This is a genomic window from Paraburkholderia sediminicola, assembly GCF_902859805.1.
GTDB classification, from domain to species: domain Bacteria; phylum Pseudomonadota; class Gammaproteobacteria; order Burkholderiales; family Burkholderiaceae; genus Paraburkholderia; species Paraburkholderia sediminicola.
This window is the reverse complement of the sequence record NZ_CADIKC010000006.1, coordinates 1-26,223: the sequence shown is the minus strand read 5'-3', so window position 1 is coordinate 26,223 and position 26,223 is coordinate 1. Positions and strand designations below refer to the sequence as shown.

Below are 26,223 nucleotides of genomic sequence, written 5' to 3'. Positions count from 1 at the left end.
TAATCCTTTAGGCGTCGTTGCTGGGAACGATTTAATGTAGTTGACACGAGGGAATCAGGGCGTCACATTTCCCATAGTATTTAGTCATCCTACTTTTTACAGATTGCATGTCATGGAAGAACGAGCCTTCTTACCTGACTTACCTCAATGCCACGGGGCGGCACCACAACAATACTCGTGGATGCAGCGAACCAGCATTCTTACAAATGCCATCATGCAAGACGGCGCTGCTGATGTGGCCACACAACACATGAAGCAAATAGGATTCGTCCGATTGATTGCGATTCTGAACCGACAGCAAAACTGGACGCCAACATTCCTCCAATCACAGGAAAGTCGGCATAGGTGAATCGAATCCCCGAACCCGGCCTTCCCGAATGTCTTGCTGCCATCAAGAGCGGATTAACTTGCGCATGTCCGGCAGCAGATCCCCCGATTGTGCACAGGCATGCCTAACAACGCGGCATTGAGTTGCCGACCTGCGTTCACCTTGACCAGGATATTAGGGACTGAGGCACTGAGAGCCTGCCGCAACGGAAAATGCCGGGTTGAGGGTCTGTGTCGCACCCCATGCGCGGCGTTGAAACTCATTGAGATGCCGGGCAACCAAACTGCTCTCCCCAATTTTTCCTCGCCAAAGCCGCGTGACACTGCAGCGAAAGCCGCCGATCTGCTATCGTCATCGATATTCTTCCGACTTCGGGTGATGACGATGGATCTCGGGCTGAAAGACAAGGTGGTGTTGATCACGGGCGGCAGCAAGGGCATCGGGTTCGCCTGCGCCCGCGCATTCGCGCTGGAAGGCGCCAAGGTGGCGATCGTCTCGCGCGACCCCGCCAATCTCGCGCGCGCTTACGAGCAGTTAAAGCAGGAAGGACTGCATGTGCATCGGACCCGGGCCGATCTGCACGAACCGCATAGCGCTGCCGATATCGTCGAGGAAGTCAGCACCGCCGTCGGCCCAATCGACGTACTCATCAACAGCGCCGGCGCAGCCCGTCGCTATGACCCGGAAACGCTCGATGCCGACGCGTTCCGGGCCACCATGGAAGCGAAGTATTTCCCCTACATCTACCCGCAACAGGAAGTCTTGCGCCGCATGGCCGAGCGTGTAAAGGCCGGCGACAGCGCCGAGCCCGGAACGATCGTCAACATCATCGGCATGGGAGGCAAGATCGCGAGCGACATCCATATCGCTGGCGGTGCTGCAAATGCCGCGCTGATGCTGGCCACCGTTGGCCTCGCGCACTATTACGCGCGCTACGGCATCCGCATCAACGCGATCAACCCGGGTTCGACGCTAACCGAGCGCGTCGAGGAAGCGGTCAAGCTGGAAGCGTCACAGCAGGGCATCGAGAACGCGGACGCGCTGGCGCGCGGGCAGGCCAAGGTGCCACTCGGACGCTACGCAAAACCGGAGGAGATCGCCGACGTCGCGCTGTTTCTTGCCAGCCGCCGCGCGAGCTATGTGACGGGCGCAATCGTCCCAATGGATGGAGGCAGCACGCCGCTGATCTGAGCGGCGCGCTTTTATTTGCAGCTGTAAGGTCGGGGGCGTGCTCTTGGCTCCGAGGTCCAAGGCAAAGCATTGAAGCCTGAAAACAAGCGGACGGCAAAAGCCGTCTGCGCAAGATTTACAGGAAGCGGTGGCCAAGCCACCAGGCAGCCGCGGACAGCGCCGCGGAGGCCGGAATCGTCAGAATCCACGCCCATACGATGTTGCCGGCCACGCCCCAACGCACCGCGCTCAACTTCTGCGTCGCGCCGACACCGACGATTGCGCCGGTAATCGTATGCGTGGTGGACACCGGAATACCGAGCCACGACGCCGTAAACAACGTGATCGCCCCGCCCGCTTCAGCGCAAAAACCACCCACCGGCTTCAGCTTGGTAATCTTCTGGCCCATCGTGCGGACAATCCGCCAACCGCCGAACAAGGTGCCGATACCCATCGACAGATAGCAGCCACCGATCACCCACAGCGGCGGTGCATCCGCGATCGACGAGGCGTAGCCGGTCGCGATCAGCAGCATCCAGATGATGCCGATGGTTTTCTGCGCGTCGTTACCGCCGTGGCCAAGGCTGTACAAGCCTGCGGACACCAGTTGCAGACGCCGGAAACGCCGGTCGACCTTGCTCGGTGGCGTACGGAAATATATCCACGACACCGCCAGCATGAAGAACGAGCCAAGTACGAAACCGAGCAACGGCGAGATGAAAATGAACGCAACCGTCTTCATCAACCCGTCGAAATTGAGCGAACCCCAGCCCGACTTGGCGAGCGCCGCGCCCACCAGTCCGCCGATCAGCGCATGCGACGAGCTCGACGGAATACCGTAATGCCACGTGATGATGTTCCAGCCGATTGCCCCGACCAGCGCACCGAAAATGACGTAGTGGTCGACGATATTCGGATCGATCGTGCCCTTACCGACCGTCTGCGCCACCTTCAGGTGGAACACGAAATAGGCGACAACGTTGAATGCCGCCGCGAAAGCCACGGCCTGCTGCGGCTTCAAGACGCCGGTCGACACGACCGTGGCGATCGAATTCGCCGCGTCGTGGAAGCCGTTCATGAAGTCGAAAATCAGCGCGACGGCAACCAGGCCGGCAACGACCCAGATAGCGAGTTGTATCGATTGCATTATGCGTTTTCCAGCACGATGCCTTCGATAATGTTCGCCACGTCCTCACACTTGTCGGTGATCGTTTCGAGCAGTTCGTAAATGGCCTTCAGCTTGATCAGCGTCTTGACGTTGTCTTCTTCGCGGAAAAGCTTCGACATCGCCGAGCGCAGCACGCGGTCGGCTTCCGATTCGAGGCGGTCGATGTCCTCGCACGCCTTCAGTATCTGGCTCGCTTGCTTCATGTCCGATAGCAGGCCGACGGCGAACTGCACCCGCTCGGAGGTGGCTGTGCAGATATGCGCCAACTGGCTCGCTTCGGAGGTCACCGCCTGCACGTCGTACAGCGAGATAGCGGTGGCGACGTCCTCCATCAGATCGAGGATGTCGTCCATCGTAGTAATCAGCTTGTGGATCTCGTCGCGGTCGAGCGGCGTGATGAAGGTCTTGTGCAGCAGGTCGATGGCTTCGTGCGTGAGCTTGTCAGCGGCCTTTTCGGCCTTCTGCACGTTTTGCTTGTGGGTCTCGGCGTCCTGAAGGTTGTCGATCAGCAGCTCGAGTTCGCGGCTTGCCGAGACGATGCACGTTGCGTGCGCATTGAAAATTTCAAAGAACTTGCCCTCGGTGGGCATGAAACGACCGAACATTGGGATCCCGAAAATTGGTCACATTATGGCTGACATAAAACCGCCACATTGTACCGTTCCGGGATCGATGCCGCACTTTTGAAAGCACCGTTACAACACTCGCAGCGGTTATCTCCTCTGTTACCGCTGCAGTTACCTCTTTACTCGCTGTAGAAATTCTGCGCGCCGGCAAAATTGTCGAACTTCGTGAATTGACCATGGAACGTGAGCCGAACAGGGCCGATCGGACCATTCCGCTGCTTACCGATGATAATCTCCGCCGTGCCCTTGTCCGGGCTGTCCGGGTTGTAGACCTCGTCGCGGTAAATGAACAGAATGACGTCCGCATCCTGCTCGATAGCGCCGGATTCGCGCAAGTCGGACATGATCGGCCGCTTGTTCGGGCGCTGTTCGAGACCCCGGTTGAGCTGCGACAACGCGATCACGGGTACGTCGAGTTCTTTGGCGAGACTCTTCAGCGAACGCGAGATTTCCGAGATTTCGGTCGCACGGTTTTCACCCGACGACGAACCGCTCATCAGCTGCAAATAGTCGATGATGATCAGGCCGAGCTTGCCGCACTGGCGCGACAGCCGACGCGCGCGGGAGCGCAGTTCCATCGGATTCAGGCCGCCGGTTTCGTCGATGAAAATCTGCGCCTCGCTCATTTTCTGCACCGCGTGCGTGAGCTTCGGCCAATCCTCATCAGTCAGGCGCCCCGTCCGCATGCGGTGCTGGTCGAGCCGGCCGACTGAGCCCAGCATACGCATGGTGAGCTGCGAGCCCGGCATTTCCATGGAGAACACGGCGACCGGCAGGCCATACTCGACCGCCACATATTCGCCGACGTTCATCGAAAACGCCGTCTTACCCATCGAAGGGCGCCCAGCCACGATGATCAACTCACCGCCGTGCATGCCCGAAGTCATGCGATCCAGATCGACGAAGCCCGTCGGCGTGCCCGTCACATCGCTCGGATTGGCGGTGTGATACAGCGTGTCGATCCGCTCAACCACCTCGGTCAGAAGTGGCCCGATTTCCAGGAAGCCTTGCGTGCCGCGCGCACCGTCTTCAGCGATCGAAAACACCTTCGATTCGGCCTCGTCCAGTAACTGACGGACTTCCTTACCCTGCGGGTTGAAAGCGTCGGCGGAAATTTCGTCGGCCACAGATACGAGACGGCGGAGCACCGCGCGGTCGCGCACGATTTCCGCGTAACGGCGGATATTAGCCGCGCTCGGCGTGTTCTGCGCCAGCGCGTTCAGGTAAGCCAAACCACCGACCTCTTCCGCCTTGCCCGAGGTGCCGAGCGCCTCGTACACGGTAATCACGTCGGCCGGACGCGTCGCCGCGATCAGCTTGCCGATGTGCTCGAAAATGATGCGGTGGTCGTATCGGTAAAAATCGCTCTGCGACAGGAAGTCGGCGATGCGGTCCCATGCCGCGTTGTCGAGCAGCAGGCCGCCCAGCACCGACTGCTCGGCTTCGATCGAATGCGGCGGGACTTTCAGCGACTCGATTTGGGGATCTTTGGACGGTGCGTTCATGGAGAGGAATTATCGGGTAAATGCGCGCGGAGGGAAATCAAAAACCGATACTTCGATGCATCGAAAACGGGCAATAAAAAAGGCAGGGGCCGGTCACCCGGCCCCTGCCTTTCGCCAGCAACTACCTGGCAGATGCTAACTGATGCTTAGACGTGTTCGCCGATCACAGCCACGTTCACATCGACAACAACGTCGGTGTGCAGCGAGATCTGAACAGCGTGTTCGCCAACCAGCTTCAGCGGGCCTTCCGGCAGGCGCACTTGCGCCTTTTCCACTGCGAAGCCAAGCTTCACCAGTGCGTCAGCGATGTCCGCGTTCGTCACCGAACCAAACAGACGGCCGTCGACGCCAGCCTTCTGATTGATCTGAACCGTCGAGCCTGCCAGCTTTTCGCCTTGAGCTTGAGCGATAGCCAGCTTTTCAGCGGCGATCTTTTCCAGTTCTGCACGGCGAACTTCGAATTCAGCCAAAGCTTCCTTCGTTGCACGGCGAGCTTGCTTGTTCGGGATCAGGAAGTTACGTGCGTAACCGTCCTTGACCTTCACGATATCGCCCAGGTTGCCCAGATTGACGACTTTTTCCAGAAGAATAATTTGCATTCGGATACTCCTTATCGCGTCGTCGGGTTAGGCCTTGTGCTGGTCGGTGTACGGCACCAGCGCGAGGAAACGTGCGCGCTTGATTGCCGTATCCAGCTGGCGTTGATAGTGCGACTTCGTACCCGTGAGACGCGCCGGCGTGATCTTGCCGTTTTCGCCGATGAAGTCCTTCAGCGTTTCGAGGTCCTTGTAGTCGATGTGATCGACGTTAGCGGCCGTGAAACGGCAGAACTTCTTGCGCTTGAAGAGCGGATTTTGTTGCTGACGACGCTTGTCGAATTTCTTACCAGTCGGGCGGGGCATGTTCAGTCCTTTCCAATGTCCTGCAATTCTGTGATGTGAAATACCAGAGTTCTTGCGTTGCGGTGCTTTTTCGCCAGAAAGCCTGTGAAGAGCGTTTCTACGCCCATCTGACAGCCTTCCAGCTTACCGCTCGCTTCACCTGCTGCTACCGCCTGCATGGTCAATTCGACTTGCCGGGCAATACCGGCTTCGACGACTTCCGTGCGGTGGTGCAACGTGCAACCTGCAATCGGAACGCCGGCGGGGGTATACCGCACCGGTTCGCGTTCAACGACGCTGGCCGTAAGTTGCAGCCGATTCATGTAGCCTTTGGCGAGAGCGACGCTTTCGTCTGGTAGCTTAAATAGTGTGTCTTAAGCCTGCGCTTCGGACGGTTGCGTAGCAGCCGACTTCTTGGCTTCTTCGCGCTGCACTTCCTTCATCATCGGCGACGGGCCGGTTTCGGCCTTCTTCATCTTGACGATCAGGTGACGCAGAACCGCGTCATTGAACTTGAATGCGTGTTCCAGCTCGTCGAGCGTGGTTTGGTCGCATTCGATGTTCATGCAGACGTAGTGAGCCTTCGCGAGTTTCTCGATCATGTAGGCCAGTTGGCGACGGCCCCAGTCTTCGATACGGTGGATCTGGCCACCGTGCGAGGTGATCGTGCTCTTGTAACGCTCGATCATGGCGGGCACTTGCTCGCTCTGATCGGGATGCACGATAAAGACGATTTCATAATGACGCATACACACTCCTTGTGGATTAAAGCCACCCGGGCGTCTGAACCGGTGTGGCAAGTGAGAAGCCAAAGAGTGTAACCCGATTAGGGCCGGGTTGCAAGATATCCCGTTAATGTGACACGTGAATCGGGTGTGTTTTCAAGGGTTTAGGACGAAGCGGATAAACGTGGATAAACGCGAACATACGGGGACACAAGGCCGGGCCGCCCGCGCATGCGCGCCCGGGAAAATCCTCCCGGATCGCGCACGCGACACCCGTTCAGCCCCCCTCGGTCTGCTCGCTGCCGCCCGCCAGACGGGCTTTCAGCGCCTTTTCGAGCCCGCTGAGCGCGTCCGGCGCAGCGTCGGTGACGGCCCACCAGGTCATCCCCTGCGCGTTCCAGTGCGCAAGCGAGTAACCCTCGCGGGTCTGCGCCATCGAAAGCCCGGCGGCGGCTTCCCGTCCAGCATCAGCGGAGCGCGTTTCCGGAAACACGTAGACGTCGATGATGTGCTTCTCATAGCGGTACACCAGCACCGCCACCCGTTGATGCGCGATGTAATCCAGCCGGCCGCCTTCCAGCGGAAAACCGCTCGCCGCGAGGTCCTCGACCGGCGGCGAATAGTCGATCCGGCCGTTGAACCATGGCTTGACCGTGTGCCGGTCAGTCGAAATGACATCGATGTCGTGGCCGGACATTTGCGCCCGCACATGGCTTTCGACCAGTTCATCGGAGAACCCGCCGCCTTGCGCCGGACGATGCTGGCTCATTGTCACGCCCACCGCCACCGCACCGAGCGCGACCACCAGCGCGACGAGCCAGCCCTGCCCGATCATTGCCCCTGAGCCTACGCCTCCGCCCGGCCGCCCCATCGCGCCTTGCGGACGCAGCCAGCCATTCAGCCAGTTGCCCAGCCAGCTTCGCTTCGGCCTCGGCTGTGCGGTGGCCCGCGGAGCTTCGACGGGCTCGTCAGCAGCCGCGTCACCCGCCGGAAGGGCGGCAAGAATCCGCGCCCGCAAAGCATCGGGCGCGCGGTAATAAGGCTGTGCGCGCAGCGAAGCGCTCAACGTATGCAAATTTTCGCTTTCGCGCCGGCAGGCGTCGCAACTCTCGATGTGCTGCTGGACGCGCTGTGCATCCGGCGCGGGCAATTCGTGGTCGGCGTTCGCATCGAGGAGCGGCCGCGCTTCGTTACAGTCCATCTGGCGTCTCCTGGGCTAAGCCGGCAGCACTCGCGCCGGGGTTGTTGGATGGACGGCCGTTGGAGGCCGCCCGGAGTGGTGTAACTGAAGCCGTGGGCGCTGCGGAGGCACCCGGCGCCGTGGCTCGCGGCGGACTTCCACCTCCCGGAAGCCCGGCCCCGGGATGCCCGGACGCCTGCTTCGCCATCAACAGCGTGGCCAGCTTGCGCCTGCCCCGTGCAAGCCGCGACATCACCGTGCCGATCGGCACATCGGCGACCATCGCGATCTCCCGGTAACCCATTTCTTCGAGTTCCCGCAGGATCAGCACCTCCCGATACTCGACCGGCAACTGCGCCAGCGCCTCGTGCACGAGCTTCGTGTCTTCGTCGCGGATCAGGAGCGTCTGCGGATCCGCGCCGCCCGTGCTCCAGCCGTCGAAAGTCGCCTCGTCCATGGTGTCGTCGAACTCGACCACCTCGTGCGACGACGCCCGCCGCCGCCATTCCGTGTACCAGGTGCGGCGCACGATCGCCAGCAGCCACGGCCGCGCGGAGTCCCCACGGAACGTGTCGAAGAAACGAAACGCGCGCATGAATGCTTCCTGCACGACGTCGTCGGCATCGTTGGCGTTACCGCACAGCCAGCGCGCAAGGTTGTACGCGGCGTCGAGATGCGGGAGCGCCAGTTCCTGAAAACGGCGGTTCCTCGCTGCATCGGCGTCGTGCGCGCGGGCGGCATTTGATTCGGGTTGACCCACCTCGGCCCTCCGGGGCATTGCGGCTAAGCTATTGACTCGTCATCCAGCATGACCGGCCGCATACCGAGTTTATTCCCGGCTTCGTGTGAAATCCGCGAAAAATTACCTTCACCCCCGCACTCAATACGTCGGACGATTCCAGTAATCCTCGCTGGCATACACCTCTTTCAGGTAGTCGATGAAGTAGCGCACCTTAGCCGGCACGTAACGCTGCTGCGGATAGACCGCCAGGATGTCGTAGTCGGGCAGCGCGTATTCATCCAGCACGGTTTCCAGCTCGCCGCGCGCCAGTTGCTGCTGGATTTCCCACGTGGAGCGCCAGCCGAGGCCAAGCCCTTCGGATACCCAGCGATGCAGCAGCTCACCGTCGTTGCAGTCGAGCGTGCCGCCTACCCGCACTGTCGCCAGTTTGCCGTTGCGGCGGAAGTACCAGCCGCGGTTCTGTCCGCCTTGCAGGTTGAACGCGAGGCAATTGTGCTGCGGCAGATCTTCGAGCGTTTTCGGCTTGCCGTATTTGCGGAAATATTCCGGCGTACCGCACACCACGCGCCGGTTCGACGCCAGCTTCACCGCGACGAAATTCGGGTCGACCGCGCCGCCGATCCGGATCGACAGGTCGTACCCCTCGCGCACCAGGTCCACGACCCGGTCGGTCAGATTGAACGACACCTGTAATTCGGGCTTGTCGGCGAGAAAAGCCGGCGCAAGCGGTGCGACGTGCTTGCGCCCGAACGCGGCCGGCGCCGACACGATCAGATGGCCGTTCACCGCGCGCCGTCCGGCGCTCAGTTCGTTTTCGGCCTGGTCCCACTCGGTGAGCAGGCCGCGGCAGCGCTCGAGAAACGCCGCGCCTTCTTCGCTCACCACAAGACGCCGCGTCGAGCGGTACATCAGCTTTACGCCCAGGCGCTTTTCGAGCGCGTCGATGCGGCGCCCGAGAATCACCGGCGACACGCCCTCTTCCAGCGCGGCCGCCGCGAGACTGCCAGCATCCGCGACGCGTACGAAAGTTTCGATTTGTTTGAAGCGGTCCATTTTTTGTCTCTCCCGTCCCCTACCACCAAGGCCATTCCATACTTTTTGTTTCGAAATAAGCGACCCGGACTGATCTTATCAAACCTTTAGGTGAAGCCTACAGTTCGATCAACACCTTTGGTTTGCATATCCGTCAGCGAATTCGTCAGCCAACTTATTCGCCCATCCAAGACATTCAGGAGACATTCATGGCCAAGATGAGAGCCGTCGACGCAGCCGTGCTGGTGCTCGAAAAAGAAGGCATCAGCACCGCATTCGGCGTTCCGGGCGCAGCGATCAACCCGTTCTACTCGGCCATGCGCAAGGCAGGCAGCATCAGCCACGTGCTGGCGCGTCACGTCGAAGGTGCGTCGCACATGGCCGAAGGCTATACGCGCGCCCAGCCGGGCAACATCGGCGTGTGTATCGGCACCTCGGGCCCCGCCGGCACCGACATGATCACCGGTTTGTACTCCGCTCAGGCCGACTCGATTCCTATTCTGGCTATCACAGGCCAGGCGCCGCGTGCGCGTCTGTACAAGGAAGACTTCCAGGCCGTCGATATCGAATCGATCGCGAAGCCCGTCACCAAGTGGGCCGTCACCGTGCGTGAGCCGGCTCTCGTGCCGCGCGTGTTCCAGCAGGCCTTCCATCTGATGCGCTCGGGCCGTCCGGGTCCGGTGCTGGTCGACCTGCCGATCGACGTGCAACTCGCCGAAATCGAATTCGACATCGACACGTACGAACCGCTGCCGGTCTACAAGCCGAAAGCGACCCGCAAACAGATCGAAGCCGCGTTGACGTTTTTGAATGACGCTGAAAAGCCGTTGATCGTCTCGGGTGGCGGCGTGCTGAATGCAGCCGCTGAAGACCTGCTGGTCGAATTCGCCGAAACCGTGGGCGTGCCGGTGATCCCGACGTTGATGTCGTGGGGCGCGATTCCTGACGACCATCCGCTGATGGCCGGCATGGTCGGCTTGCAAACGTCGCACCGCTACGGCAACGCGACGATGCTCGCCTCCGACTTCGTGCTCGGCATCGGCAACCGCTGGGCGAACCGTCACACGGGCAGCGTCGAGGTTTACACCAAGGGCCGTAAGTTCGTGCACGTGGACATCGAGCCGACGCAGATCGGCCGCGTGTTCGGCCCGGACCTCGGCATCGTGTCGGACGCTAAGTTCGCGCTCGAACTGTTCGTTGAAGTGGCGAAGGAATGGAAGGCCGCCGGCAAGCTGAAGGACCGCAGCGCATGGGTCGCCGATTGCCAGCAACGCAAGCAGACGATGCATCGCAAGACGCACTTCGACAACGTGCCGATGAAGCCGCAGCGCGTGTACGAAGAAATGAACCAGGTGTTCGGCCGCGATACGTGCTACGTGAGCACGATCGGTTTGTCGCAGATCGCCGGCGCGCAGTTCCTGCACGTCTACAAGGCGCGCAACTGGATCAACTGCGGCCAGGCAGGCCCGCTCGGCTGGACGATTCCGGCAGCGCTCGGCGTGCGTGCAGCAGACCCGCAACGTCCGATCGTCGCGCTCTCGGGCGACTACGACTTCCAGTTCATGATCGAAGAGCTGGCAGCCGGCGCGCAATTCAAGCTGCCGTATGTGCACGTGGTGGTGAACAACTCGTACCTCGGCTTGATCCGTCAGGCACAGCGCGCATTCGATATGGACTTCTGCGTGCAGCTCGGCTTCGAGAACATCAACTCGCCGGAAACGAATGGCTATGGCGTGGACCACGTTGCGGTTGCCGAAGGCCTGGGTTGCAAGGCGATCCGCGTGTTCAAACCGGAAGAACTCAAGCCGGCCCTGCTGAAAGCGCAATCGATGCTCTCCGAGTTCAACGTGCCGGTGATCGTCGAAGTGATCCTCGAACGTGTGACCAACATTTCGATGGGCACCGAAATCGACGCGATCAACGAGTTCGAAGATCTGGCCGAGAAGCGCGAAGACGCGCCGACGGCAATCAGCATGCTCGACTGAGCTTGCCGACTTTGCAGCAGATGAGCGCGATTCAGCGGCGTAGGCGTAGTCATTCAACGCAACTGGATCGCCTCATGAAGTTATTCCACTGACCGACCAGCGAGACAAAAAGCACCATGCCGAAATTTGCAGCGAATCTCACCATGCTGTTCAACGAAGTCCCGTTCCTCGACCGTTTTTCGGCAGCAGCGGACGCGGGCTTCAACGCCGTCGAATTCCTGTTTCCGTATCCGTATCAGATCGCTGAATTGAGCGAACGTCTGCAGCAGAACCGTTTGAAACTCGTGTTGCACAACCTGCCCGCGGGCAACTGGGAAGCGGGTGAACGCGGCATCGCATGCCTGCCGGATCGTGTGGGCGAGTTTCAGGAAGGCGTCGGCCGCGCGATCGAATACGCGAAGGCCCTGAAGGTGCCGCAACTGAACTGCCTCGTCGGCATTCCGACGGCCGGCGTCGATGCGGACAAAGCACGTTCGACGATCGTCGACAACCTGCGCTTCGCCGCGGGCGAACTGAAGAAAGCGGGCATCAAGCTGCTGGTCGAGCCGTGCAATTCGTACGACATCCCCGGCTTCGCGCTGAACCGTTCGGGCGAAGGCCTCGACGTGATTCGCGCGGTGGGTTCGGACAATCTGTTCCTGCAATACGACATCTATCACATGCAGCGGATGGAAGGCGAACTCGCGGCAACGATCAAGAAGAATCTGCCGCAGATCGCACACATTCAGCTCGCCGATAACCCGGGCCGTAACGAACCGGGCACCGGCGAAATCAACTACCCGTTCCTGTTCGACCTGCTCGACTCGCTCGGCTATGACGGTTACGTCGGCTGCGAATACAAGCCGCGCACGACCACCGCCGCCGGCCTCGGCTGGGTGCAGAGCGTGGCCGGGCAAACCCGCGGCGCGGCCCACGCCGCTGCGTAATCGATATACAGCGCGATATACCGCGCGATACACCGCGCAACGCACTGCGCGACTTGTCGATCACCTCATCGATTACATCAGACAGACCACGCCCCGAGGGAAGTCCCTCAGGGCGCCCCGCAACAACACTGGAGATTTAGACACATGGCAAAGATCGGTTTCATCGGCCTCGGCATCATGGGCGCGCACATGGCGCGCAACCTCATCAAGGGCGGCCATTCGCTGTTCGTGAATGGCGCTTATCCGGTGCCGGAAGATCTGAGCAAGACGACCACCGTAGTCGCCGATTCGACCGCTGTCGCACAAGCGGCCGACATCGTCATCATCATGGTGCCGGACACGCCTGACGTCGCCAACGTGCTGTTCGCCGACGACGGCGTCGCCGCCGGCCTCACGCAGGGCAAGCTGGTGATCGACATGAGCTCGATCTCGCCGCTCGACACGCAAGCTTTCGCGAAGAAGATCAACGCGCTGGGCGCGGACTACCTCGATGCGCCGGTCTCGGGCGGCGAAGTCGGCGCGCGTGAAGCGTCGCTGACGATCATGGTCGGCGGTCCTGAAAAAGCGTTTGCGCTGGCCAAGCCGCTGTTCGAACTGATGGGCAAGAACATTTCGCTGATCGGCGACAACGGCGCGGGTCAAACCTGCAAGGTCGCGAACCAGATCATCGTCGCATTGAACATCGAAGCGGTAGCAGAAGCGCTGCTGTTCGCGTCGCGCTCGGGCGCCGATCCGGAACGTGTGCGCAAGGCATTGATGGGCGGTTTCGCTTCGTCGCGCATTCTCGAAGTGCATGGCGAGCGTATGACCAAGCGTACGTTCGATCCGGGCTTCCGCATCGAACTGCACCAGAAGGATCTGAACCTCGCACTCGACGGTGCACGCAAGCTCGGTATCGCCCTGCCGCATACGGCGAGCGCACAGCAACTGTTCAGCGTATGCGCGGCGAATGGCGGCAAGGCATGGGATCACTCAGCCATGGTGCGCGCGCTCGAAATCATGGCGAACTACGAAGTCGCGCAAGCGCCGGGTAGCGAAGCCAAGGCAGCTTAAGCAACAACAAGGTTGCCGTGACGGTTGCGGTTTCAACGTGATCGTCGCGGCAACGCAGGTGGGGCGCCCGGTTCGTCGTGCGGCATGCATGGCGGAACGGGCAAATCGTGCCGCTCTGGGCTGAGAGCGGCAAGTGGGGTCCGCAGCGGCACCCGGCGGCGCCGGGGAAGCCTTGGTCGGTCAGACGTCGTCGTCGGGTGTCCGGCTGTCGGATTTCAGATTCATGCGTTTTCCGCCAATCTCTCGCAGCGGCTGCATCATGCATGCCGCCTGCCAGTACCTCTCTTTGCAGGTCTCCTCGCACGGGTGCTCGCAAGTCCGCTTGCATTTGCTTGCAACTCCGCGTCCGCAGCACGACCTTTTTTGACACATCCCTCCCCGCTTTTCTCCTACACTCGTTGAGTCTGGTTGCTCGCGTATCAGAGCTCACGTGCAGCTTGCCGATCATCGCGGCACATGTGCTCTGTCTGATTCGCCCGATCCACACGATTCACACGATCCGCAACCAGAATTCAACCCGTGAGCGGACTGTGCTTGCGCCGTTAACCCCTCTGCAAAGGATTCAGCATGAGTATTTTTGGTGACATCGTAAACAAGCTCTTCGGCAAAGCGAAGCCCGACCAGCCTGCGCCTGCGGTTGAGCCGACACCGGATCCGGCAGCGGCACAAGCTGCCGCACCAGACGCTGCGCCGGCACCGCCGCCGCTGACTGACGTCGACGTCGCGGCCGTCATGGACCAGTTCGTGAGTGAGAGCGGGCAAACGCTGAACTGGCGCACCTCGATCGTCGACACGTTGAAAGCGCTCGGCGTCGACAGCAGCCTCGAGCATCGCAAGCAACTCGCACAGGAACTGAAGTACAGCGGCGACACGAACGATTCGGCAAGCATGAACATCTGGCTGCACAAACAGGTGATGCAAGCGCTGGCGGCGAACGGCGGGAAGCTGCCTCCGGATCTGGCGTCCTAACAGCTTGCCTGCGTCGCCTGGTTCCGGCGAAAGCGATAAACATTAAGCTGTAACGACAACGCGGCGCCCGGATCAATGATCCTGGCGCCGCGTTGTCATTCAAGCTTCATGTGCGGGACACGGTTCTGACTTTGAACCAGGCCGCCCGCGCTCAATCAATCAGTACGTATCGAACGTCTTCTGCAACATAACCGGGCCTGTGGCTCCCGCTGCCAGTGCGAGCATCAAAAGCACGCGCGCCTTGTACGGATTCAGCGAACCTGCGCTGACGAAACCGAGTGCGTCGTCAGCGGCCGCGCCGTTGCGCATCACATGCCCTGAACCCACGCGCGACGCACGCACCACCACGACGCCCTGCGAAGCGGCATCGGCCAGCGCCTGCTGCATGGAAGCGTGAATCGAGCCGTTACCCGTACCCGCCACGACGATACCGCGCACACCGGCAGCAACCAACGCATCCACGGCAATGCGCGAAACGCCCGCATAGCTCACGACGATCTCTACATGCGGCCACTTCGCGCCGATCACGAATTCGGTCGCGAGCGTATGCGGACGCACCACGCTGCGCTGAAATTCGACGCGGCCGTCCTGCACCCAGCCGAGCGCGCCGATATCCGGAGACTGGAAGGCATCGACCGCATATGTGCTCGTCTTGACCACGTCGCGTGCGCTGTGAATCTTGTTGTTGAACGCCACCAGCACGCCCTGCCCGCGCGAATCCGCGTGCGCCGCCACCGTCACAGCGTTCAGCAGATTCAGCGGACCATCGGCGGACAGCGCCGACGCCGGGCGCATGGCGGCGGTCAGCACGACCGGCTTGTCCGACTTGATCGTGAGATGCAGCAGATAGGCGGTTTCTTCGAGCGTATCGGTGCCATGTGTGACCACCACGCCGTCGATGTCATCGTCGGCGAGCAGTGTGTTGATGCGTTGCGCGAGCGTGGTCCACAATGACATTTCCATGTCTTTACTGTCGACGCTGGCAATCTGCTCGGGCGCGATGCGCGCCACCGTGGACAAGGCCGGCACCACGGCCAGCAATTGCTCGACGCCGACCACGCCGGCCTGGTAGCCCGATGTGTTGGTGGCGTCCGCGGCCGCGCCGGCGATCGTGCCGCCGGTCGCCAGCACGGCGATGCGCGGCAGCTGCGGCGTGGCGTCTTCGTCTGAAGGCGTGGCGGAGGAAAAAGTCGAAGTATTCATGGCGGCGATTGTAAGCGATGCGCCGCGCGCCGCCATGCGTGAAAAAACGGATACCCGTTCGTTTCGGAGCTGGATGAGGCCGGCGCTCCGCGCGCCACGCGTTTGCGCAGCGTTTATATCAAGGACGGCCGTAGCCCGCTTGAAGATCGCACTTTTGGCGCCGCAATGAATTCATGCGGCGCCTTGCGCGTCCTGCGCCGAACCGTGGCGATCCGGCGCATCCCTGCGTATCCCTCACACCGCTTCGCGCAACTGTGCGGCGATTTCCGCTTCATTCAACTGCGGCGCGAACATTTCGATCAGCCGGTACGCGTATGCACGCAGGAACGCGCCCTTGCGCAAGCCGACCCGCGTCGTGCTCGCCTCGAACAGATGCTGGGTATCCAGCGCGACCAGTTCCGTATCGCGCTTCGGATCGTAGGCCATCGCGGCAACCACGCCGATGCCCATGCCGAGTTCGACGTACGTCTTGATCACGTCGGCGTCGATGGCGGTCAACACGACGTCGGGCAACGCGCCCGCTTTCGCGAATGCCTGGTCGATGTGCGAGCGGCCCGTGAAGTCCTGGTCGTAGGTGACGATCGGGAATTCGGCGATCTCGTCGAGCGTCAAATTCTCACGGCCAACCAGCGGATGGCCCTTCGGCACAACCACGACGTGATGCCATGAATAGCACGGGAACGTGACGATATCGGGGAAGCGGTCGAGTGCTTCCGTCGAAATGCCGATGTCCGCTTCGCCGTTGATGATCATCTGCGCAATCTGTTGCGGGCTGCCCTGACGCAGCGCCAGATGCACCTTCGGGAACACCTCGGTGAATTGACGGATCACCTTCGGCAGCGCGTAACGCGCCTGCGTGTGAGTCGTCGCCACGACGAGGTGGCCGCTATCCTGATCCGCATATTGACGCGCGACGCGGCGCAGATTCTCCGCATCGAGCAACATGCGCTCGATCAGTTGATGTACCGCCTTGCCCGGCTCGGTGAGGCCCGTCAGACGCTTGCCGCGCCGGATGAAAATATCGACGCCGAGTTCGTCTTCCAGATCCTTGATCTGCTTCGACACACCCGACTGCGACGTGTACAACACGTTCGCCACCTCAGTCAGATTCATGTTCTGACGTACGGCCTCGCGCACAAAGCGCAATTGCTGAAAGTTCATCTGTATGTCTCCGGTTGAGCCAGAGTTGAGTTATTAGAGTTTGATTGAAACGCCGAGTGTTGTTGCGCTGCTTGTGTTGATGCTCGTGGCACGGCCTATTGCGCCGGAAATACGCGCAACGCGCGCGGCACTGCCGTCACGCCGTCGCCGATCGACAGTTGCAGATCGCGCCACGATTCGCGATCGAGTTCCGCCTCGAGCACGTTGCCTTCGCGGCCCGCCAGTTCCACACGCACCGAGCCGCCAAGCGTCACCACACGCCGCACGTCGACCACAATGCCTTCGCGATGGCCGGACGCCTGGCTGTACAACTGCAGATCGTGCGGACGTACATACGCGAACGCCGGCCCGCTGAAACCGGCCGTAATCGCGACCGGCAACGCAGCGCCGTCCACCACAAAGCCGCTTGCATCCACATTGCCGTGCAGACGGTTCGCCGCGCCGAGAAACTCGTAGACGAACGAGGTTTGCGGATGGTCGTACACGTCCTGCGGACTGCCCACCTGTTCCACATGCCCGCGATTCAACACGACAATCCGGTCGGCCACTTCGAGCGCTTCTTCCTGATCGTGCGTGACGAAAATCGTCGAGATATGCAGATCGTCGTGCAAACGACGCAGCCAGCTGCGCAACTCCTTGCGCACCTTCGCGTCCAGCGCGCCGAACGGTTCGTCGAGCAGCAGGACCTTCGGTTCGACAGCGAGCGCACGCGCCAACGCAATCCGCTGGCGCTGACCACCCGACAGTTCCGACGGGTAGCGCTGCGCGAGCCAGTCGAGTTGCACGAGCTTCAGCAGTTCATGCACCTTCTCGCGAATCACCGCTTCCGAAGGCCGTTCCTTGCGGGGTTTCACACGCAAGCCGAACGCCACGTTCTCGAACACCGTCATGTGACGGAACAGCGCGTAATGCTGGAACACGAAGCCGACTTCACGCTCGCGCGCACCGACCGTCGCCACGTCCTGGCCTTGCAGCACGACCTGGCCCGCATCCGCGTATTCGAGGCCGGCAATCACACGCAGCAAGGTGGTCTTGCCACAACCCGAAGGCCCGAGCAGCGCAACCAGTTCACCCGGCGGAAAGTCGAGCGAAACGTTGTCGAGCGCGACGAAATCGCCGAAGCGCTTTTGCAGGTTACGAACGGTGATACCCATTACAGCTCTCCTTGCTTGAGCGCGTGCTGCTGTGATTGTTGATGCGATGCATGCGTTGCATTGACGGACTGTGCCGCAGACTGTGAAGCGGACGGCGGCGTGACCGGCCCTGCATACGCCGGCACATCGCGCGCGGCCGACAGTTCCGCCGACATATGGCGCTCGGCGAGCAGCTTCAGGCCGAGCGTCACGAGTGCGAGCAAGGCCAGCACCGACGCAACGGCAAACGCCGCCGAGAAGTTGTATTCGTTATAGAGAATTTCGACGTGCAGCGGCATGGTGTCGGTCTGGCCGCGAATGTGGCCGGACACAACGGACACCGCGCCGAACTCGCCCATCGCCCGCGCGTTACACAGAATCACACCGTACAACAGGCCCCATTTCACGTTCGGCAGCGTGACGCGCCGGAAGATCTGCCAGCCCGAGGCGCCGAGCACGTGTGCGGCTTCTTCTTCGTCGTTGCCTTGCGCCTGCATCAGCGGAATCAGTTCACGCGCGACGAACGGGAACGTGACGAAGATCGTCGCCAGCACAATGCCCGGCACGGCGAAGATGATCTGCACGTTGTGGTCCTGCAGCCACGGGCCGAACCAGCCCTGCGCGCCGAACATCAGCACGTAGATCAAACCGGAGATCACCGGCGAGACCGAGAACGGCAGATCGATCAACGTGGTCAGCAAGGCCTTGCCGCGGAACTCGAACTTGGCGATACACCATGACGCCGCGAGGCCGAACACGAGATTCAGCGGCACGGCGATCGCGGCTGTGATCACGGTGAGCTTGATGGCCGACAACGCATCCGGATCGGCCAGCGATTCCAGATAGAAGCCGATGCCCTTGCTCAAGGCCTGATAGAACACGGCGACGAGCGGCACGACGAGGAACAGCGCGAGAAACAGCAACGCGATGCCGGTCAGAATCCAGCGCACAACGGGTGGTTCGGTAACCGGATCGGGCCGGCGCGCGACATTGAGCGGCGCACGCGGCGCCACGGCGACAGTCGTAGCATCCGCGCCATTCAGGGAGTTGCGGCTCATTGCACACCTCCGCCGACACCGATCGCCGCCACACTCGCGGCGGCAGGCGCCGGTCCCGCGCCGCCGCGCCCCGTGCGGCGCTGCAGATACCACTGCAGCGTATTGATCAACAACAGCATCAGGAACGACACCACCAGCATCACGACCGCAATCGCGGTGGCGCCGGCGTAATCGTATTGTTCGAGCTTGGTAATGATCAGCAGCGACGTGATTTCCGATTTCATCGGCACGTTACCCGCGATGAAAATCACCGAGCCGTATTCGCCGAGCGCCCGCGCGAACGCCAGCGCGAAACCCGTGAGCAAAGCCGGGAACACCGCAGGCAGCACCACGCGCCGAAACGTCAGCCAACGCGACGCGCCGAGGCACGCAGCCGCCTCTTCCTGTTCGCGTTCGAACTCTTCGAGCACCGGCTGCACGGTCCGAACGACGAACGGCAAACCGATAAAGGTCAGCGCGATCAGCACGCCGGCCGGCGTGAAAGCGATCTTGATGCCGAGCGGTTCGAGAAACTGTCCGATCCAGCCGTTGCCCGCATACACCGCCGCGAGCGAAATACCGGCGACGGAGGTCGGCAACGCGAACGGCAGATCGACCACCGCGTCGACGATACGCTTGAACGGGAACGTATAACGCACCAGCACCCACGCGACCAGAAAACCGAACACCGCGTTGATCAACGCGCCGCCGAGGGCCGAGAAAAAAGTCAGCCGATACGACGCGAGCACGCGCGGCGAGCTGACCGCGCGCACGAACTGAGGCCAGTCGAGCGTCGCCGTCTTGAGAAAGGTCGCCGCAAGCGGAATCAGCACCACGAGGCTCAGATAAGCCACGGTGATGCCGAGTGTCAGGCCAAAACCGGGCAAGGCGCTCGGTTTTCGGAAGGTCAACGTCGTCATGCTTGGTACTCTTTCAGGGTTGAGGCCGGCGGCTCTTTTTTCGGCCGCCTGGCTGGCCAAAAAGCGCGCCTCGCGGGCGCGCTTCCTGGCTAGGTGTGACTACGCGTTCAACTGCGGCGTCTAACTGCGCATCTCGTCCGGCTGACTGCCCGCATTACCCGTACTACCCATTACTGCGGCGAGTAGATCGAATCGAACACGCCGCCGTCGGCAAAGTGCGTCTTCTGCGCGTTCGCCCAGCCGCCGAACGAATCGTCCACCGTGTACAACTTCAGCTTCGGGAACTTCGACGTCAGCTCGGCCGGCACCTTGTTCGAACGCGGACGGTAGAAGTTCTTCGCGGCGATTTCCTGACCTTCCTCGCTATACAGGAAGTTCAGATACGCTTCCGCCACCTTGCGTGTGCCGTGCTTGTCGACCACCTTGTCCACCACCGCAACCGGCGGCTCGGCCAGAATGCTCACCGACGGCACGACGATTTCAAACTTCTCCGGACCGAATTCCTTCAGCGAGAGAAACGCCTCGTTTTCCCACGCAATCAGCACGTCGCCGATACCGCGTTGCACGAAGCTGGTGGTCGCGCCACGCGCGCCCGAATCCAGCACGCCGGCATTCTTATAGAGCTTGCCGACGAATTCCTTCGCCTTCTGGTCGTTGCCGCCCGGCTGATGTTCGGCATAGGCCCATGCGGCCAGGTAGTTCCAGCGCGCGCCACCCGAGGTCTTCGGATTCGGCGTGACGATCGACACACCCGGCTTGATCAGATCGTCCCAATCCTTGATGTGCTTCGGGTTGCCCTTGCGCACCAGAAACACGATCGTCGACGTGTACGGCGAGGCGTTGTCCGGCAAACGCTTTTGCCAGCCCTTATCGAGCAAACCCTTGTTGGCCAGCGCGTCGATGTCATAGGCCAGCGCCAGGGTCACGACGTCCGCCTGCAGACCGTCCAGCACCGAACGTGCTTGCGCACCCGAGCCGCCGTGCGACTGCTTGAAGGTGAGCGTCTCGCCCGTTTTCGCCTTCCATTCCTTGCCGAATGCCTGGTTGACGTCCTGGTACAGCTCGCGTGTCGGGTCGTACGACACGTTCAGCAGCGTCGTGTCGGCTGCATGTGCCTGCACCGTGACGCCGACCGCGGCGATCGTACCGACTGCGCCGAATGCGAGCGCCGCGATAAGTTTTCTGGTCTTGCCTGCCAGCCCCGTGCCCTGATGGTTCATGCCAACTTTCTCCGCGTCGTAGTCCGCTGAAACAGCGTGTGGTGTTGTTTTGCGTCGCGGTCACGTGCACATGAGCGCCAACTCGAAGGGCAGTCTATCGAAGAGCTTTCATCATTAAAAATAATGTTTCTTCATTCTTTAATACGCAAAAGTGGTAATGACGGCCGGATAAGGCGTTGCGGCACGAAAACGGGTGCTGGAGCGTCCATTTACGGCGCTGGAACGCCACCCCAAGCCGCGAACTTAAAGTAAAGCTTGAATTGCGCGGAATACTGTATAAAAATACAGGCACCTGTTCATACATACAGTGGCGCCATGACCAAACTCACCGCACGACAGCAGCAGGTTTTCGATCTGATCCGCCGGGCCATCGAACGCACCGGCTTTCCGCCTACCCGCGCGGAGATCGCCGCCGAGCTGGGTTTCAGCTCGGCCAACTCGGCAGAAGAACATCTGCGCGCCCTCGCCCGTAAAGGCGTGATCGAACTGGCGGCCGGCGCATCGCGTGGCATTCGCCTGCTGGGCGGATCGGAAGACTCGCCCTACCAGTTCACGCTGCCCCACGCCAGCATCATGCAACTGTCGTTGCCGCTGATCGGCCGCGTTGCAGCAGGTAGCCCGATCCTCGCGCAGGAACATATCTCGCAGCACTACGCGTGCGACCCGGCACTGTTCTCGAGCAAACCGGACTACCTGCTGAAGGTGCGCGGGCTGTCCATGCGCGACGCGGGCATCTTCGACGGCGACCTGCTCGCGGTGCAGAAGAAAAGCGAAGCCAAAGACGGCCAGATCATCATCGCGCGTCTTGGCGACGACGTGACGGTCAAGCGCCTGAAGCGCCGGCCGAACGGCATCGAACTGATTGCCGAGAACCCCGATTACGACAACATCTTCGTTGAAACCGGCAGCGCGGAGTTTGCGCTCGAGGGTATCGCCGTCGGGCTGATCCGCCCGGGCGAGTTCTAAGACCCGCTCGTACGCCAAACCCAAAGCTGCCCCAACGTTGAATCGCCTGGAGAGACTCATGGAACGCCTTGCCCGCCTGCTGCCTTTTCGCCAGTTCGGTCGTTTGCGTCATCTGCGCAAGCTGGTGCCGTGTTCGCTGATCGAGGCGTCCCCGGCCAGTTCTCCATCGCTATCGCTGTTCGACGCGCCCGCCGGCGTATCGGGCTTGCCGTCCTCGTTGCCGGCTTTTGCTCGCGTGTCGTTGAATTCGGGGCTGAATACGGCTGAACCCGCGCGCCGTGCACCGGTGCGCGTGTATCACGGACCGTCGCGGCTGATCATGGTCGGCACGGTAGACGCGGTGTGCCGCATGATCGATCGCTGCATCGCAGATGAAGCCAACGTGCACGGCGCGGTGTTCGAGTCATAAGCCGCACTGCGCGTGCACCGCATTCCATTGCGGCTGCACGATGCGCGACACCCGGCGTAAGGCTGTTCACCCGTTGTTCACCCGCTTGCGCCTTCTCGGATATCGCATCGCCTGGGATCGTTTTTGCGTGGCCGCGGTCCACGTTAGATCACACCTGATGGAGAGTCCCACTCGATGGCAGTTTCAACACGCACGAAACGCAGCGCCGCCCGGCCACTGATCGTCACCTTGATAGTGATTGTGGTGATTGCCGCGTTGGGGTTCTGTTACGCGTCGCCTTACATGGCGCTGAATACGCTCAAACGCGCGGCGGATGCGCGTGATGCGCAAACCGTCAATGAATACGTCGACTTTCCCGCGCTGCGCGAGAGCCTGAAGCAGCAGGTCACCGGCCTGTTGACGCGTCGGCTCGACGTGCAAGGCAACGGCAATCCACTCGCGGCGCTTGGCGCGATGATCGGCGTGGCCTTGATCGGTCCGCTGGTCGACGCTTATGCAACACCCGACGGCGTCGCGGCATTGCTGAACGGCATGCCGCCGCGCGGCAACCCGGGCGAGCGCCCCCCTGTTCCGGCTGGCGCCGGCAATCCGCCGGCCGCCACGGCGGCGGCACCTGAACCGGCGCCCCCTGTTGCGGGCAACAACGGGAACAGCGCCACGCCGCCGCAACCGCCGCAAACCACGGCAGGCTACCGCGGCCTTAACGAGTTCGTCGTCAGCTATCAGCATGGTGCTGGTGACGCGCGTTACTCGGCGATCTTGCGGCGCGAAGGTTTGTTCACATGGAAGCTCGCGGCGGTCAATCTGAACGAGTGATCACCCGGCGTTGGCTATCGACTTGAGCGTATGAGCGAATCGGGGTTTGGCCGAAACGATCGCCGCAAATGGCGACCGTTCGGCCACGTGGCTTATTCAACTCATTTCGCGTCAACTCATTCAGCGCAGGCCACACCCTTCGCCCTGCTCCGCGTCAGGCCCTACGTCAGGCCGCCGCCGCTTGCTGCTGTTCCTGCGCGGAAGAGCACGCCACCAGAATGCTGCATGAAATCCGGTCGAGCAGCGGAGTATTGCCCGCGCCCATCCACCATCGTGACAGGCCGGTGCGGCAACGGTGGCCGACCACCACGAGGTCGACATGCAATTCGTTAGCGAGATTGGCGATCTCGTCGATCGGGTGGCCAAACGCAAAATGCCCTTGCGCGGTCACGCCGCGTTCGGTGAGCCAGTCCACCCCTTCCTGCAGGATGTCGCGGGCTGTTTTCTCGAAGCTGCCGCAGGCCACATCGGTCAGCAGGCCCGCGCTTTGCGCAATGCTCGAGCGCATATCGACCACTGATAGTAAGTGCGTTTCCGCCTTCAGGTCTAACGCCAGGTCGGCGCCGCAACGTAACGCTTTGCGGCCTTCGCGCGAGCCGTCGTAGCACAGCAGGATTTTCTGGTAGCTCGCCATGATTTTTCTCCCATCCGCGAGGAGCGCGGTCTGAATGAATCATGGTGCGCCGCAATTCAGGTTGCAAGGGATGGAAAACGCTAAGTGCGCCCTAAATAGGTGCGTGCTGGATTTGTGGCGGGTTTGGGTCGGGTTTGGGTCACTCCTGAGCCTTTGCCGCAGCGCAAGAAACGCCGTCCGGCGCATCCCGTGACGACCAACACCTCACTGCCGATGCCATAGAATGAGCGGCCTTGCCGGCCATTTGCGTCTTTTCCCGGAGCCTCGATCGATCCATGTCTGAAGCCGCCATTGAATTCCACCAGGTTAAAAAAAGCTACGGCGATAAGACGGTGGTCGACGGACTGTCGTTTCATGTCAACGCCGGCGAATGTTTCGGCCTGCTCGGCCCGAATGGCGCAGGCAAGACCACCACGTTGCGCATGCTGCTCGGCATCGCCGCACCGGATGCCGGCACGATCCGCCTGTGCGGCGAGCCGATTCCCGGCCGCGCGCGCGTGGCCCGGGCGCGTGTCGGCGTCGTGCCTCAGTTCGACAATCTCGATCCCGATTTCACGGTCCGCGAAAACCTGCTGGTGTTCGGCCGCTACTTCGGTCTGAGCACCGCGCAATGCCGCGAGATGGTGCCGTCGCTGCTCGAATTCGCGCGTCTCGAGAGCAAGGCGGATGCACGTGTGAGCGAACTGTCGGGCGGCATGAAGCGGCGCCTTACGCTGGCGCGCGCGCTCGTCAACGACCCCGACGTGCTGATCATGGACGAACCGACCACTGGTCTCGATCCGCAAGCGCGGCACCTGATCTGGGAGCGGCTGCGCTCGCTGCTCGCACGCGGCAAGACCATTCTGTTGACCACGCACTTCATGGAAGAAGCCGAGCGTCTGTGCCACCGCCTCTGCGTGATAGAGGAAGGCCGCAAGATCGCCGAGGGCGCGCCGCGTGCCTTGATCGCATCCGAGATCGGCTGTGACGTGATCGAAATCTTCGGCCCCGATCCGGTTGCGTTGCGCGACGAACTGGCGCCGCTTGTCGAGCGCACCGAGATCAGTGGCGAAACGCTCTTCTGCTACGTGAACGACGCCCAGCCCGTACATGCCCGGCTCAAGCAACGCGCCGATCTGCGCTACCTGCATCGCCCGGCGAATCTGGAAGATGTGTTCCTGCGCCTGACCGGACGCGAGATGCAGGACTGACGCGTATCGACATCGGCTCAGCACGCAATCCTCTACAGCTATAACGACACGGCAAGAGACACGCAATGGACGCACGCACTTACGAACCGCACGGCGAGACACCGCCGAAGCAGGAGACCTTCGCCGCTTTCCCGGCCAACGCCGTCAACTGGATTGCGGTGTGGCGCCGCAACTATCTGGTCTGGCGCAAGCTCGCGATTGCGTCGATGTTCGGCAATCTTGCCGATCCGATGATCTACCTGTTCGGCCTGGGCTTCGGGCTTGGGCTGATGGTCGGGCATGTCGACGGCGTGTCGTATATCGCATTTCTTGCTGCGGGCACGGTGGCATCGAGCGTGATGATGTCGGCGAGTTTCGAGTCGATGTATTCGGGCTTTTCGCGCATGCACGTACAGCGCACGTGGGAGGCGATCATGCATACGCCGCTCACACTCGGCGACATCGTGCTTGGCGAGGTGATGTGGGCGGGCAGCAAGTCGATGCTATCGGGCGCGGCGATCATGCTGGTGGCGGGGAGTCTTGGCTACGCGAGTTTTCCGTCGATGTTGCTGGCGTTGCCGGTGATCGTGCTGACGGGGCTCGCGTTCGCGAGCGTCGCGATGGTGGTGACGGCGCTGGCGCCGTCGTATGACTTTTTTATGTTTTATCAGACTTTGGTGTTGACGCCGATGTTGTTGTTGTCTGGGGTGTTTTTTCCTGTTTCACAGCTGCCTGCTGCAGCGCGGGTTGTGACTGAGCTTTTGCCTTTGGCGCATGCTGTTGATCTGATTCGGCCGGCTATGCTTGGGCGGCCTGTTGATGGGGCTGTTTTGCACGTTGCCGTGCTGGTGGTTTATGCGGTGGGGGGGTTTGTTGTTTCGGCGGTTTTGTTTCGGCGCAGGATGATGAAGTGAGGGTTGGGGTCTGCGGCTGGTTTTTGCCTGCGCGGCGCTTTTTGTCTGTTTGCTTGGGGCTTTGGCCTTTCCTTGTTTTGGTAGTGGCCTGCTTGGCGGTTGTTGTCTGTTTGCCTAGGGCGTTGGCCTTTCCTTGTTTTTGTTAGTGGCCTGCTTGGCGGTTGTTGTCTGTTTGCCCAGGGCTTTGGCCTTTCCTTGTTTTGTTAGTGGTCTATTAGCGTTGCCCCTGTGCGGGGCGGCCTGTGGTGGTCAAGTAATCCTGGACACTTTTTCCGCTTTCCACTTTTTCTGCATGGTGATTTCGTATTCGGCGGGCGGCATATTGCCGGCCGCCGAATGCAGCCGCTGCTG

27 protein-coding genes are annotated in these 26,223 nt (G+C 61.3%); 10 read left to right on the top strand and 17 right to left on the bottom strand.

The annotated features are described in order from the left end of the window. The first annotated feature begins 712 nt into the window (after window positions 1-712). Entirely contained in the window at window positions 713-1,519 is an 807-nt protein-coding gene (locus R8871_RS21125; RefSeq protein ID WP_175052537.1) for an SDR family oxidoreductase, read from the top strand. Between the two features lie 115 nt (window positions 1,520-1,634). On the opposite strand, the gene R8871_RS21120 is transcribed toward R8871_RS21125, so the two are convergent. From R8871_RS21120 to R8871_RS21075, 10 genes are all read right to left on the bottom strand, one after another. After that, complete coding sequence (locus R8871_RS21120) at window positions 1,635-2,645, bottom strand: inorganic phosphate transporter (RefSeq protein WP_175052213.1); 1,011 nt, start codon at window positions 2,643-2,645, stop codon at window positions 1,635-1,637. Then, complete coding sequence (locus R8871_RS21115) at window positions 2,645-3,271, bottom strand: DUF47 domain-containing protein (protein WP_175052212.1); 627 nt, start codon at window positions 3,269-3,271, stop codon at window positions 2,645-2,647. The genes R8871_RS21120 and R8871_RS21115 overlap by 1 nt, the downstream gene beginning before the upstream one ends. Window positions 3,272-3,411: 140 nt before the next feature. Continuing rightward, window positions 3,412-4,797 carry a replicative DNA helicase gene (locus R8871_RS21110; RefSeq protein WP_063495982.1) on the bottom strand — a complete coding sequence of 462 codons (1,386 nt, stop codon included), beginning with the start codon at window positions 4,795-4,797 and terminating at the stop codon, window positions 3,412-3,414. A gap of 146 nt (window positions 4,798-4,943) precedes the next feature. Next, on the bottom strand, window positions 4,944-5,396 hold the full coding sequence (rplI, locus tag R8871_RS21105) for a 50S ribosomal protein L9 (protein WP_175052211.1): 453 nt from the start codon (window positions 5,394-5,396) through the stop codon (window positions 4,944-4,946). A gap of 27 nt (window positions 5,397-5,423) precedes the next feature. Continuing rightward, window positions 5,424-5,699 carry a 30S ribosomal protein S18 gene (rpsR, locus tag R8871_RS21100; protein WP_012432802.1) on the bottom strand — a complete coding sequence of 92 codons (276 nt, stop codon included), beginning with the start codon at window positions 5,697-5,699 and terminating at the stop codon, window positions 5,424-5,426. Between the two features lie 2 nt (window positions 5,700-5,701). After that, window positions 5,702-6,001: a primosomal replication protein N gene (priB, locus tag R8871_RS21095; RefSeq protein WP_028196682.1), complete on the bottom strand. Its 300-nt coding sequence runs from the start codon at window positions 5,999-6,001 to the stop codon at window positions 5,702-5,704. Window positions 6,002-6,052: 51 nt separating this feature from the next. After that, complete coding sequence (gene rpsF / locus R8871_RS21090; protein WP_006048823.1) at window positions 6,053-6,427, bottom strand: 30S ribosomal protein S6; 375 nt, start codon at window positions 6,425-6,427, stop codon at window positions 6,053-6,055. Window positions 6,428-6,680: 253 nt separating this feature from the next. Beyond that, complete coding sequence (locus R8871_RS21085; protein ID WP_175052210.1) at window positions 6,681-7,604, bottom strand: anti-sigma factor family protein; 924 nt, start codon at window positions 7,602-7,604, stop codon at window positions 6,681-6,683. Then, window positions 7,594-8,361, bottom strand: coding sequence for an RNA polymerase sigma factor (locus R8871_RS21080; protein ID WP_175052209.1), 768 nt, complete (start codon window positions 8,359-8,361; stop codon window positions 7,594-7,596). The genes R8871_RS21085 and R8871_RS21080 overlap by 11 nt, the downstream gene beginning before the upstream one ends. Before the next feature lie 102 nt (window positions 8,362-8,463). Further along, the gene (locus R8871_RS21075) at window positions 8,464-9,378 is read right to left on the bottom strand and encodes a LysR family transcriptional regulator (RefSeq protein WP_175052208.1); all 915 of its coding nucleotides are present in this window, start codon (window positions 9,376-9,378) and stop codon (window positions 8,464-8,466) included. A gap of 188 nt (window positions 9,379-9,566) precedes the next feature. Between R8871_RS21075 and gcl the strand changes: the two genes are divergently transcribed. From gcl to R8871_RS21055, 4 genes are all read left to right on the top strand, one after another. Continuing rightward, window positions 9,567-11,342: a glyoxylate carboligase gene (gcl, locus tag R8871_RS21070; protein ID WP_175052207.1), complete on the top strand. Its 1,776-nt coding sequence runs from the start codon at window positions 9,567-9,569 to the stop codon at window positions 11,340-11,342. A gap of 116 nt (window positions 11,343-11,458) precedes the next feature. Then, window positions 11,459-12,268 (top strand): hydroxypyruvate isomerase, encoded by an 810-nt coding sequence (gene hyi / locus R8871_RS21065; protein WP_175052206.1) that lies wholly within the window; start codon window positions 11,459-11,461, stop codon window positions 12,266-12,268. A gap of 144 nt (window positions 12,269-12,412) precedes the next feature. Next, window positions 12,413-13,321 (top strand): 2-hydroxy-3-oxopropionate reductase, encoded by a 909-nt coding sequence (locus R8871_RS21060; RefSeq protein WP_175052205.1) that lies wholly within the window; start codon window positions 12,413-12,415, stop codon window positions 13,319-13,321. A 567-nt stretch (window positions 13,322-13,888) separates the two neighbouring features. Next, complete coding sequence (locus R8871_RS21055; RefSeq protein WP_175052204.1) at window positions 13,889-14,290, top strand: DUF3597 domain-containing protein; 402 nt, start codon at window positions 13,889-13,891, stop codon at window positions 14,288-14,290. 159 nt (window positions 14,291-14,449) lie between these two features. Here R8871_RS21055 and R8871_RS21050 read toward each other — a convergent pair whose 3' ends face one another. From R8871_RS21050 to R8871_RS21025, 6 genes are all read right to left on the bottom strand, one after another. After that, entirely contained in the window at window positions 14,450-15,493 is a 1,044-nt protein-coding gene (locus R8871_RS21050) for an asparaginase (protein WP_175052203.1), read from the bottom strand. A 234-nt stretch (window positions 15,494-15,727) separates the two neighbouring features. Further along, window positions 15,728-16,654: a CysB family HTH-type transcriptional regulator gene (locus R8871_RS21045; RefSeq protein ID WP_093632609.1), complete on the bottom strand. Its 927-nt coding sequence runs from the start codon at window positions 16,652-16,654 to the stop codon at window positions 15,728-15,730. Between the two features lie 95 nt (window positions 16,655-16,749). Further along, window positions 16,750-17,808: a sulfate/molybdate ABC transporter ATP-binding protein gene (locus R8871_RS21040; protein ID WP_175052202.1), complete on the bottom strand. Its 1,059-nt coding sequence runs from the start codon at window positions 17,806-17,808 to the stop codon at window positions 16,750-16,752. Further along, a complete protein-coding gene (gene cysW, locus R8871_RS21035; protein WP_175052201.1) occupies window positions 17,808-18,845 on the bottom strand; it encodes a sulfate ABC transporter permease subunit CysW in 1,038 nt (345 codons plus the stop codon). The genes R8871_RS21040 and cysW overlap by 1 nt, the downstream gene beginning before the upstream one ends. Continuing rightward, window positions 18,842-19,744: a sulfate ABC transporter permease subunit CysT gene (cysT, locus tag R8871_RS21030; RefSeq protein WP_093632607.1), complete on the bottom strand. Its 903-nt coding sequence runs from the start codon at window positions 19,742-19,744 to the stop codon at window positions 18,842-18,844. The genes cysW and cysT overlap by 4 nt, the downstream gene beginning before the upstream one ends. A 170-nt stretch (window positions 19,745-19,914) precedes the next feature. Beyond that, complete coding sequence (locus R8871_RS21025) at window positions 19,915-20,964, bottom strand: sulfate ABC transporter substrate-binding protein (protein ID WP_175052200.1); 1,050 nt, start codon at window positions 20,962-20,964, stop codon at window positions 19,915-19,917. A gap of 315 nt (window positions 20,965-21,279) precedes the next feature. Between R8871_RS21025 and lexA the strand changes: the two genes are divergently transcribed. The 3 genes from lexA (at window position 21,280) to R8871_RS21010 (ending at window position 23,155) form a co-directional block, all read left to right on the top strand. Next, complete coding sequence (lexA, locus tag R8871_RS21020; protein WP_054034573.1) at window positions 21,280-21,930, top strand: transcriptional repressor LexA; 651 nt, start codon at window positions 21,280-21,282, stop codon at window positions 21,928-21,930. A gap of 58 nt (window positions 21,931-21,988) precedes the next feature. Then, a complete protein-coding gene (locus R8871_RS21015) occupies window positions 21,989-22,339 on the top strand; it encodes a hypothetical protein (protein ID WP_175052199.1) in 351 nt (116 codons plus the stop codon). Between the two features lie 174 nt (window positions 22,340-22,513). Continuing rightward, window positions 22,514-23,155, top strand: a complete 642-nt coding sequence (locus R8871_RS21010) for a DUF2939 domain-containing protein (protein WP_175052198.1) — start codon at window positions 22,514-22,516, stop codon at window positions 23,153-23,155. A gap of 166 nt (window positions 23,156-23,321) precedes the next feature. Here the strand turns inward: R8871_RS21010 and R8871_RS21005 are convergent, their stop codons facing one another. After that, on the bottom strand, window positions 23,322-23,789 hold the full coding sequence (locus R8871_RS21005; RefSeq protein ID WP_175052197.1) for a universal stress protein: 468 nt from the start codon (window positions 23,787-23,789) through the stop codon (window positions 23,322-23,324). Window positions 23,790-24,064: 275 nt separating this feature from the next. Here R8871_RS21005 and nodI point away from each other — a divergent pair, with 275 nt between their 5' ends. Both nodI and R8871_RS20995 read left to right on the top strand, forming a co-directional pair. Beyond that, window positions 24,065-24,979 (top strand): nodulation factor ABC transporter ATP-binding protein NodI, encoded by a 915-nt coding sequence (nodI, locus tag R8871_RS21000; RefSeq protein WP_175052196.1) that lies wholly within the window; start codon window positions 24,065-24,067, stop codon window positions 24,977-24,979. Between the two features lie 65 nt (window positions 24,980-25,044). Then, a complete protein-coding gene (locus tag R8871_RS20995; RefSeq protein ID WP_175052195.1) occupies window positions 25,045-25,872 on the top strand; it encodes an ABC transporter permease in 828 nt (275 codons plus the stop codon). Window positions 25,873-26,223 lie beyond the last annotated feature (351 nt).

Excerpts from the sequence above, each read along its gene's own strand:
- R8871_RS21110 (WP_063495982.1), bottom strand. The coding sequence starts at position 4,797 with ATGAACGCACCGTCCAAAGATCCCCAAATCGAGTCGCTGAAAGTCCCG.
- R8871_RS21075 (WP_175052208.1), bottom strand. The coding sequence starts at position 9,378 with ATGGACCGCTTCAAACAAATCGAAACTTTCGTACGCGTCGCGGATGCT.
- R8871_RS21080 (WP_175052209.1), bottom strand. The coding sequence starts at position 8,361 with ATGCCCCGGAGGGCCGAGGTGGGTCAACCCGAATCAAATGCCGCCCGC.
- R8871_RS21040 (WP_175052202.1), bottom strand. The coding sequence starts at position 17,808 with ATGGGTATCACCGTTCGTAACCTGCAAAAGCGCTTCGGCGATTTCGTC.
- cysW (WP_175052201.1), bottom strand. The coding sequence starts at position 18,845 with ATGAGCCGCAACTCCCTGAATGGCGCGGATGCTACGACTGTCGCCGTG.
- priB (WP_028196682.1), bottom strand. The coding sequence starts at position 6,001 with ATGAATCGGCTGCAACTTACGGCCAGCGTCGTTGAACGCGAACCGGTG.
- R8871_RS21025 (WP_175052200.1), bottom strand. The coding sequence starts at position 20,964 with ATGAACCATCAGGGCACGGGGCTGGCAGGCAAGACCAGAAAACTTATC.
- R8871_RS21050 (WP_175052203.1), bottom strand. The coding sequence starts at position 15,493 with ATGAATACTTCGACTTTTTCCTCCGCCACGCCTTCAGACGAAGACGCC.
- R8871_RS21010 (WP_175052198.1), top strand. The coding sequence starts at position 22,514 with ATGGCAGTTTCAACACGCACGAAACGCAGCGCCGCCCGGCCACTGATC.
- R8871_RS21085 (WP_175052210.1), bottom strand. The coding sequence starts at position 7,604 with ATGGACTGTAACGAAGCGCGGCCGCTCCTCGATGCGAACGCCGACCAC.
- R8871_RS21015 (WP_175052199.1), top strand. The coding sequence starts at position 21,989 with ATGGAACGCCTTGCCCGCCTGCTGCCTTTTCGCCAGTTCGGTCGTTTG.
- gcl (WP_175052207.1), top strand. The coding sequence starts at position 9,567 with ATGGCCAAGATGAGAGCCGTCGACGCAGCCGTGCTGGTGCTCGAAAAA.
- R8871_RS21125 (WP_175052537.1), top strand. The coding sequence starts at position 713 with ATGGATCTCGGGCTGAAAGACAAGGTGGTGTTGATCACGGGCGGCAGC.
- rplI (WP_175052211.1), bottom strand. The coding sequence starts at position 5,396 with ATGCAAATTATTCTTCTGGAAAAAGTCGTCAATCTGGGCAACCTGGGC.
- R8871_RS21115 (WP_175052212.1), bottom strand. The coding sequence starts at position 3,271 with ATGTTCGGTCGTTTCATGCCCACCGAGGGCAAGTTCTTTGAAATTTTC.
- R8871_RS21055 (WP_175052204.1), top strand. The coding sequence starts at position 13,889 with ATGAGTATTTTTGGTGACATCGTAAACAAGCTCTTCGGCAAAGCGAAG.
- cysT (WP_093632607.1), bottom strand. The coding sequence starts at position 19,744 with ATGACGACGTTGACCTTCCGAAAACCGAGCGCCTTGCCCGGTTTTGGC.
- hyi (WP_175052206.1), top strand. The coding sequence starts at position 11,459 with ATGCCGAAATTTGCAGCGAATCTCACCATGCTGTTCAACGAAGTCCCG.
- lexA (WP_054034573.1), top strand. The coding sequence starts at position 21,280 with ATGACCAAACTCACCGCACGACAGCAGCAGGTTTTCGATCTGATCCGC.
- rpsF (WP_006048823.1), bottom strand. The coding sequence starts at position 6,427 with ATGCGTCATTATGAAATCGTCTTTATCGTGCATCCCGATCAGAGCGAG.
- rpsR (WP_012432802.1), bottom strand. The coding sequence starts at position 5,699 with ATGCCCCGCCCGACTGGTAAGAAATTCGACAAGCGTCGTCAGCAACAA.
- R8871_RS20995 (WP_175052195.1), top strand. The coding sequence starts at position 25,045 with ATGGACGCACGCACTTACGAACCGCACGGCGAGACACCGCCGAAGCAG.
- R8871_RS21120 (WP_175052213.1), bottom strand. The coding sequence starts at position 2,645 with ATGCAATCGATACAACTCGCTATCTGGGTCGTTGCCGGCCTGGTTGCC.
- R8871_RS21060 (WP_175052205.1), top strand. The coding sequence starts at position 12,413 with ATGGCAAAGATCGGTTTCATCGGCCTCGGCATCATGGGCGCGCACATG.
- nodI (WP_175052196.1), top strand. The coding sequence starts at position 24,065 with ATGTCTGAAGCCGCCATTGAATTCCACCAGGTTAAAAAAAGCTACGGC.
- R8871_RS21045 (WP_093632609.1), bottom strand. The coding sequence starts at position 16,654 with ATGAACTTTCAGCAATTGCGCTTTGTGCGCGAGGCCGTACGTCAGAAC.
- R8871_RS21005 (WP_175052197.1), bottom strand. The coding sequence starts at position 23,789 with ATGGCGAGCTACCAGAAAATCCTGCTGTGCTACGACGGCTCGCGCGAA.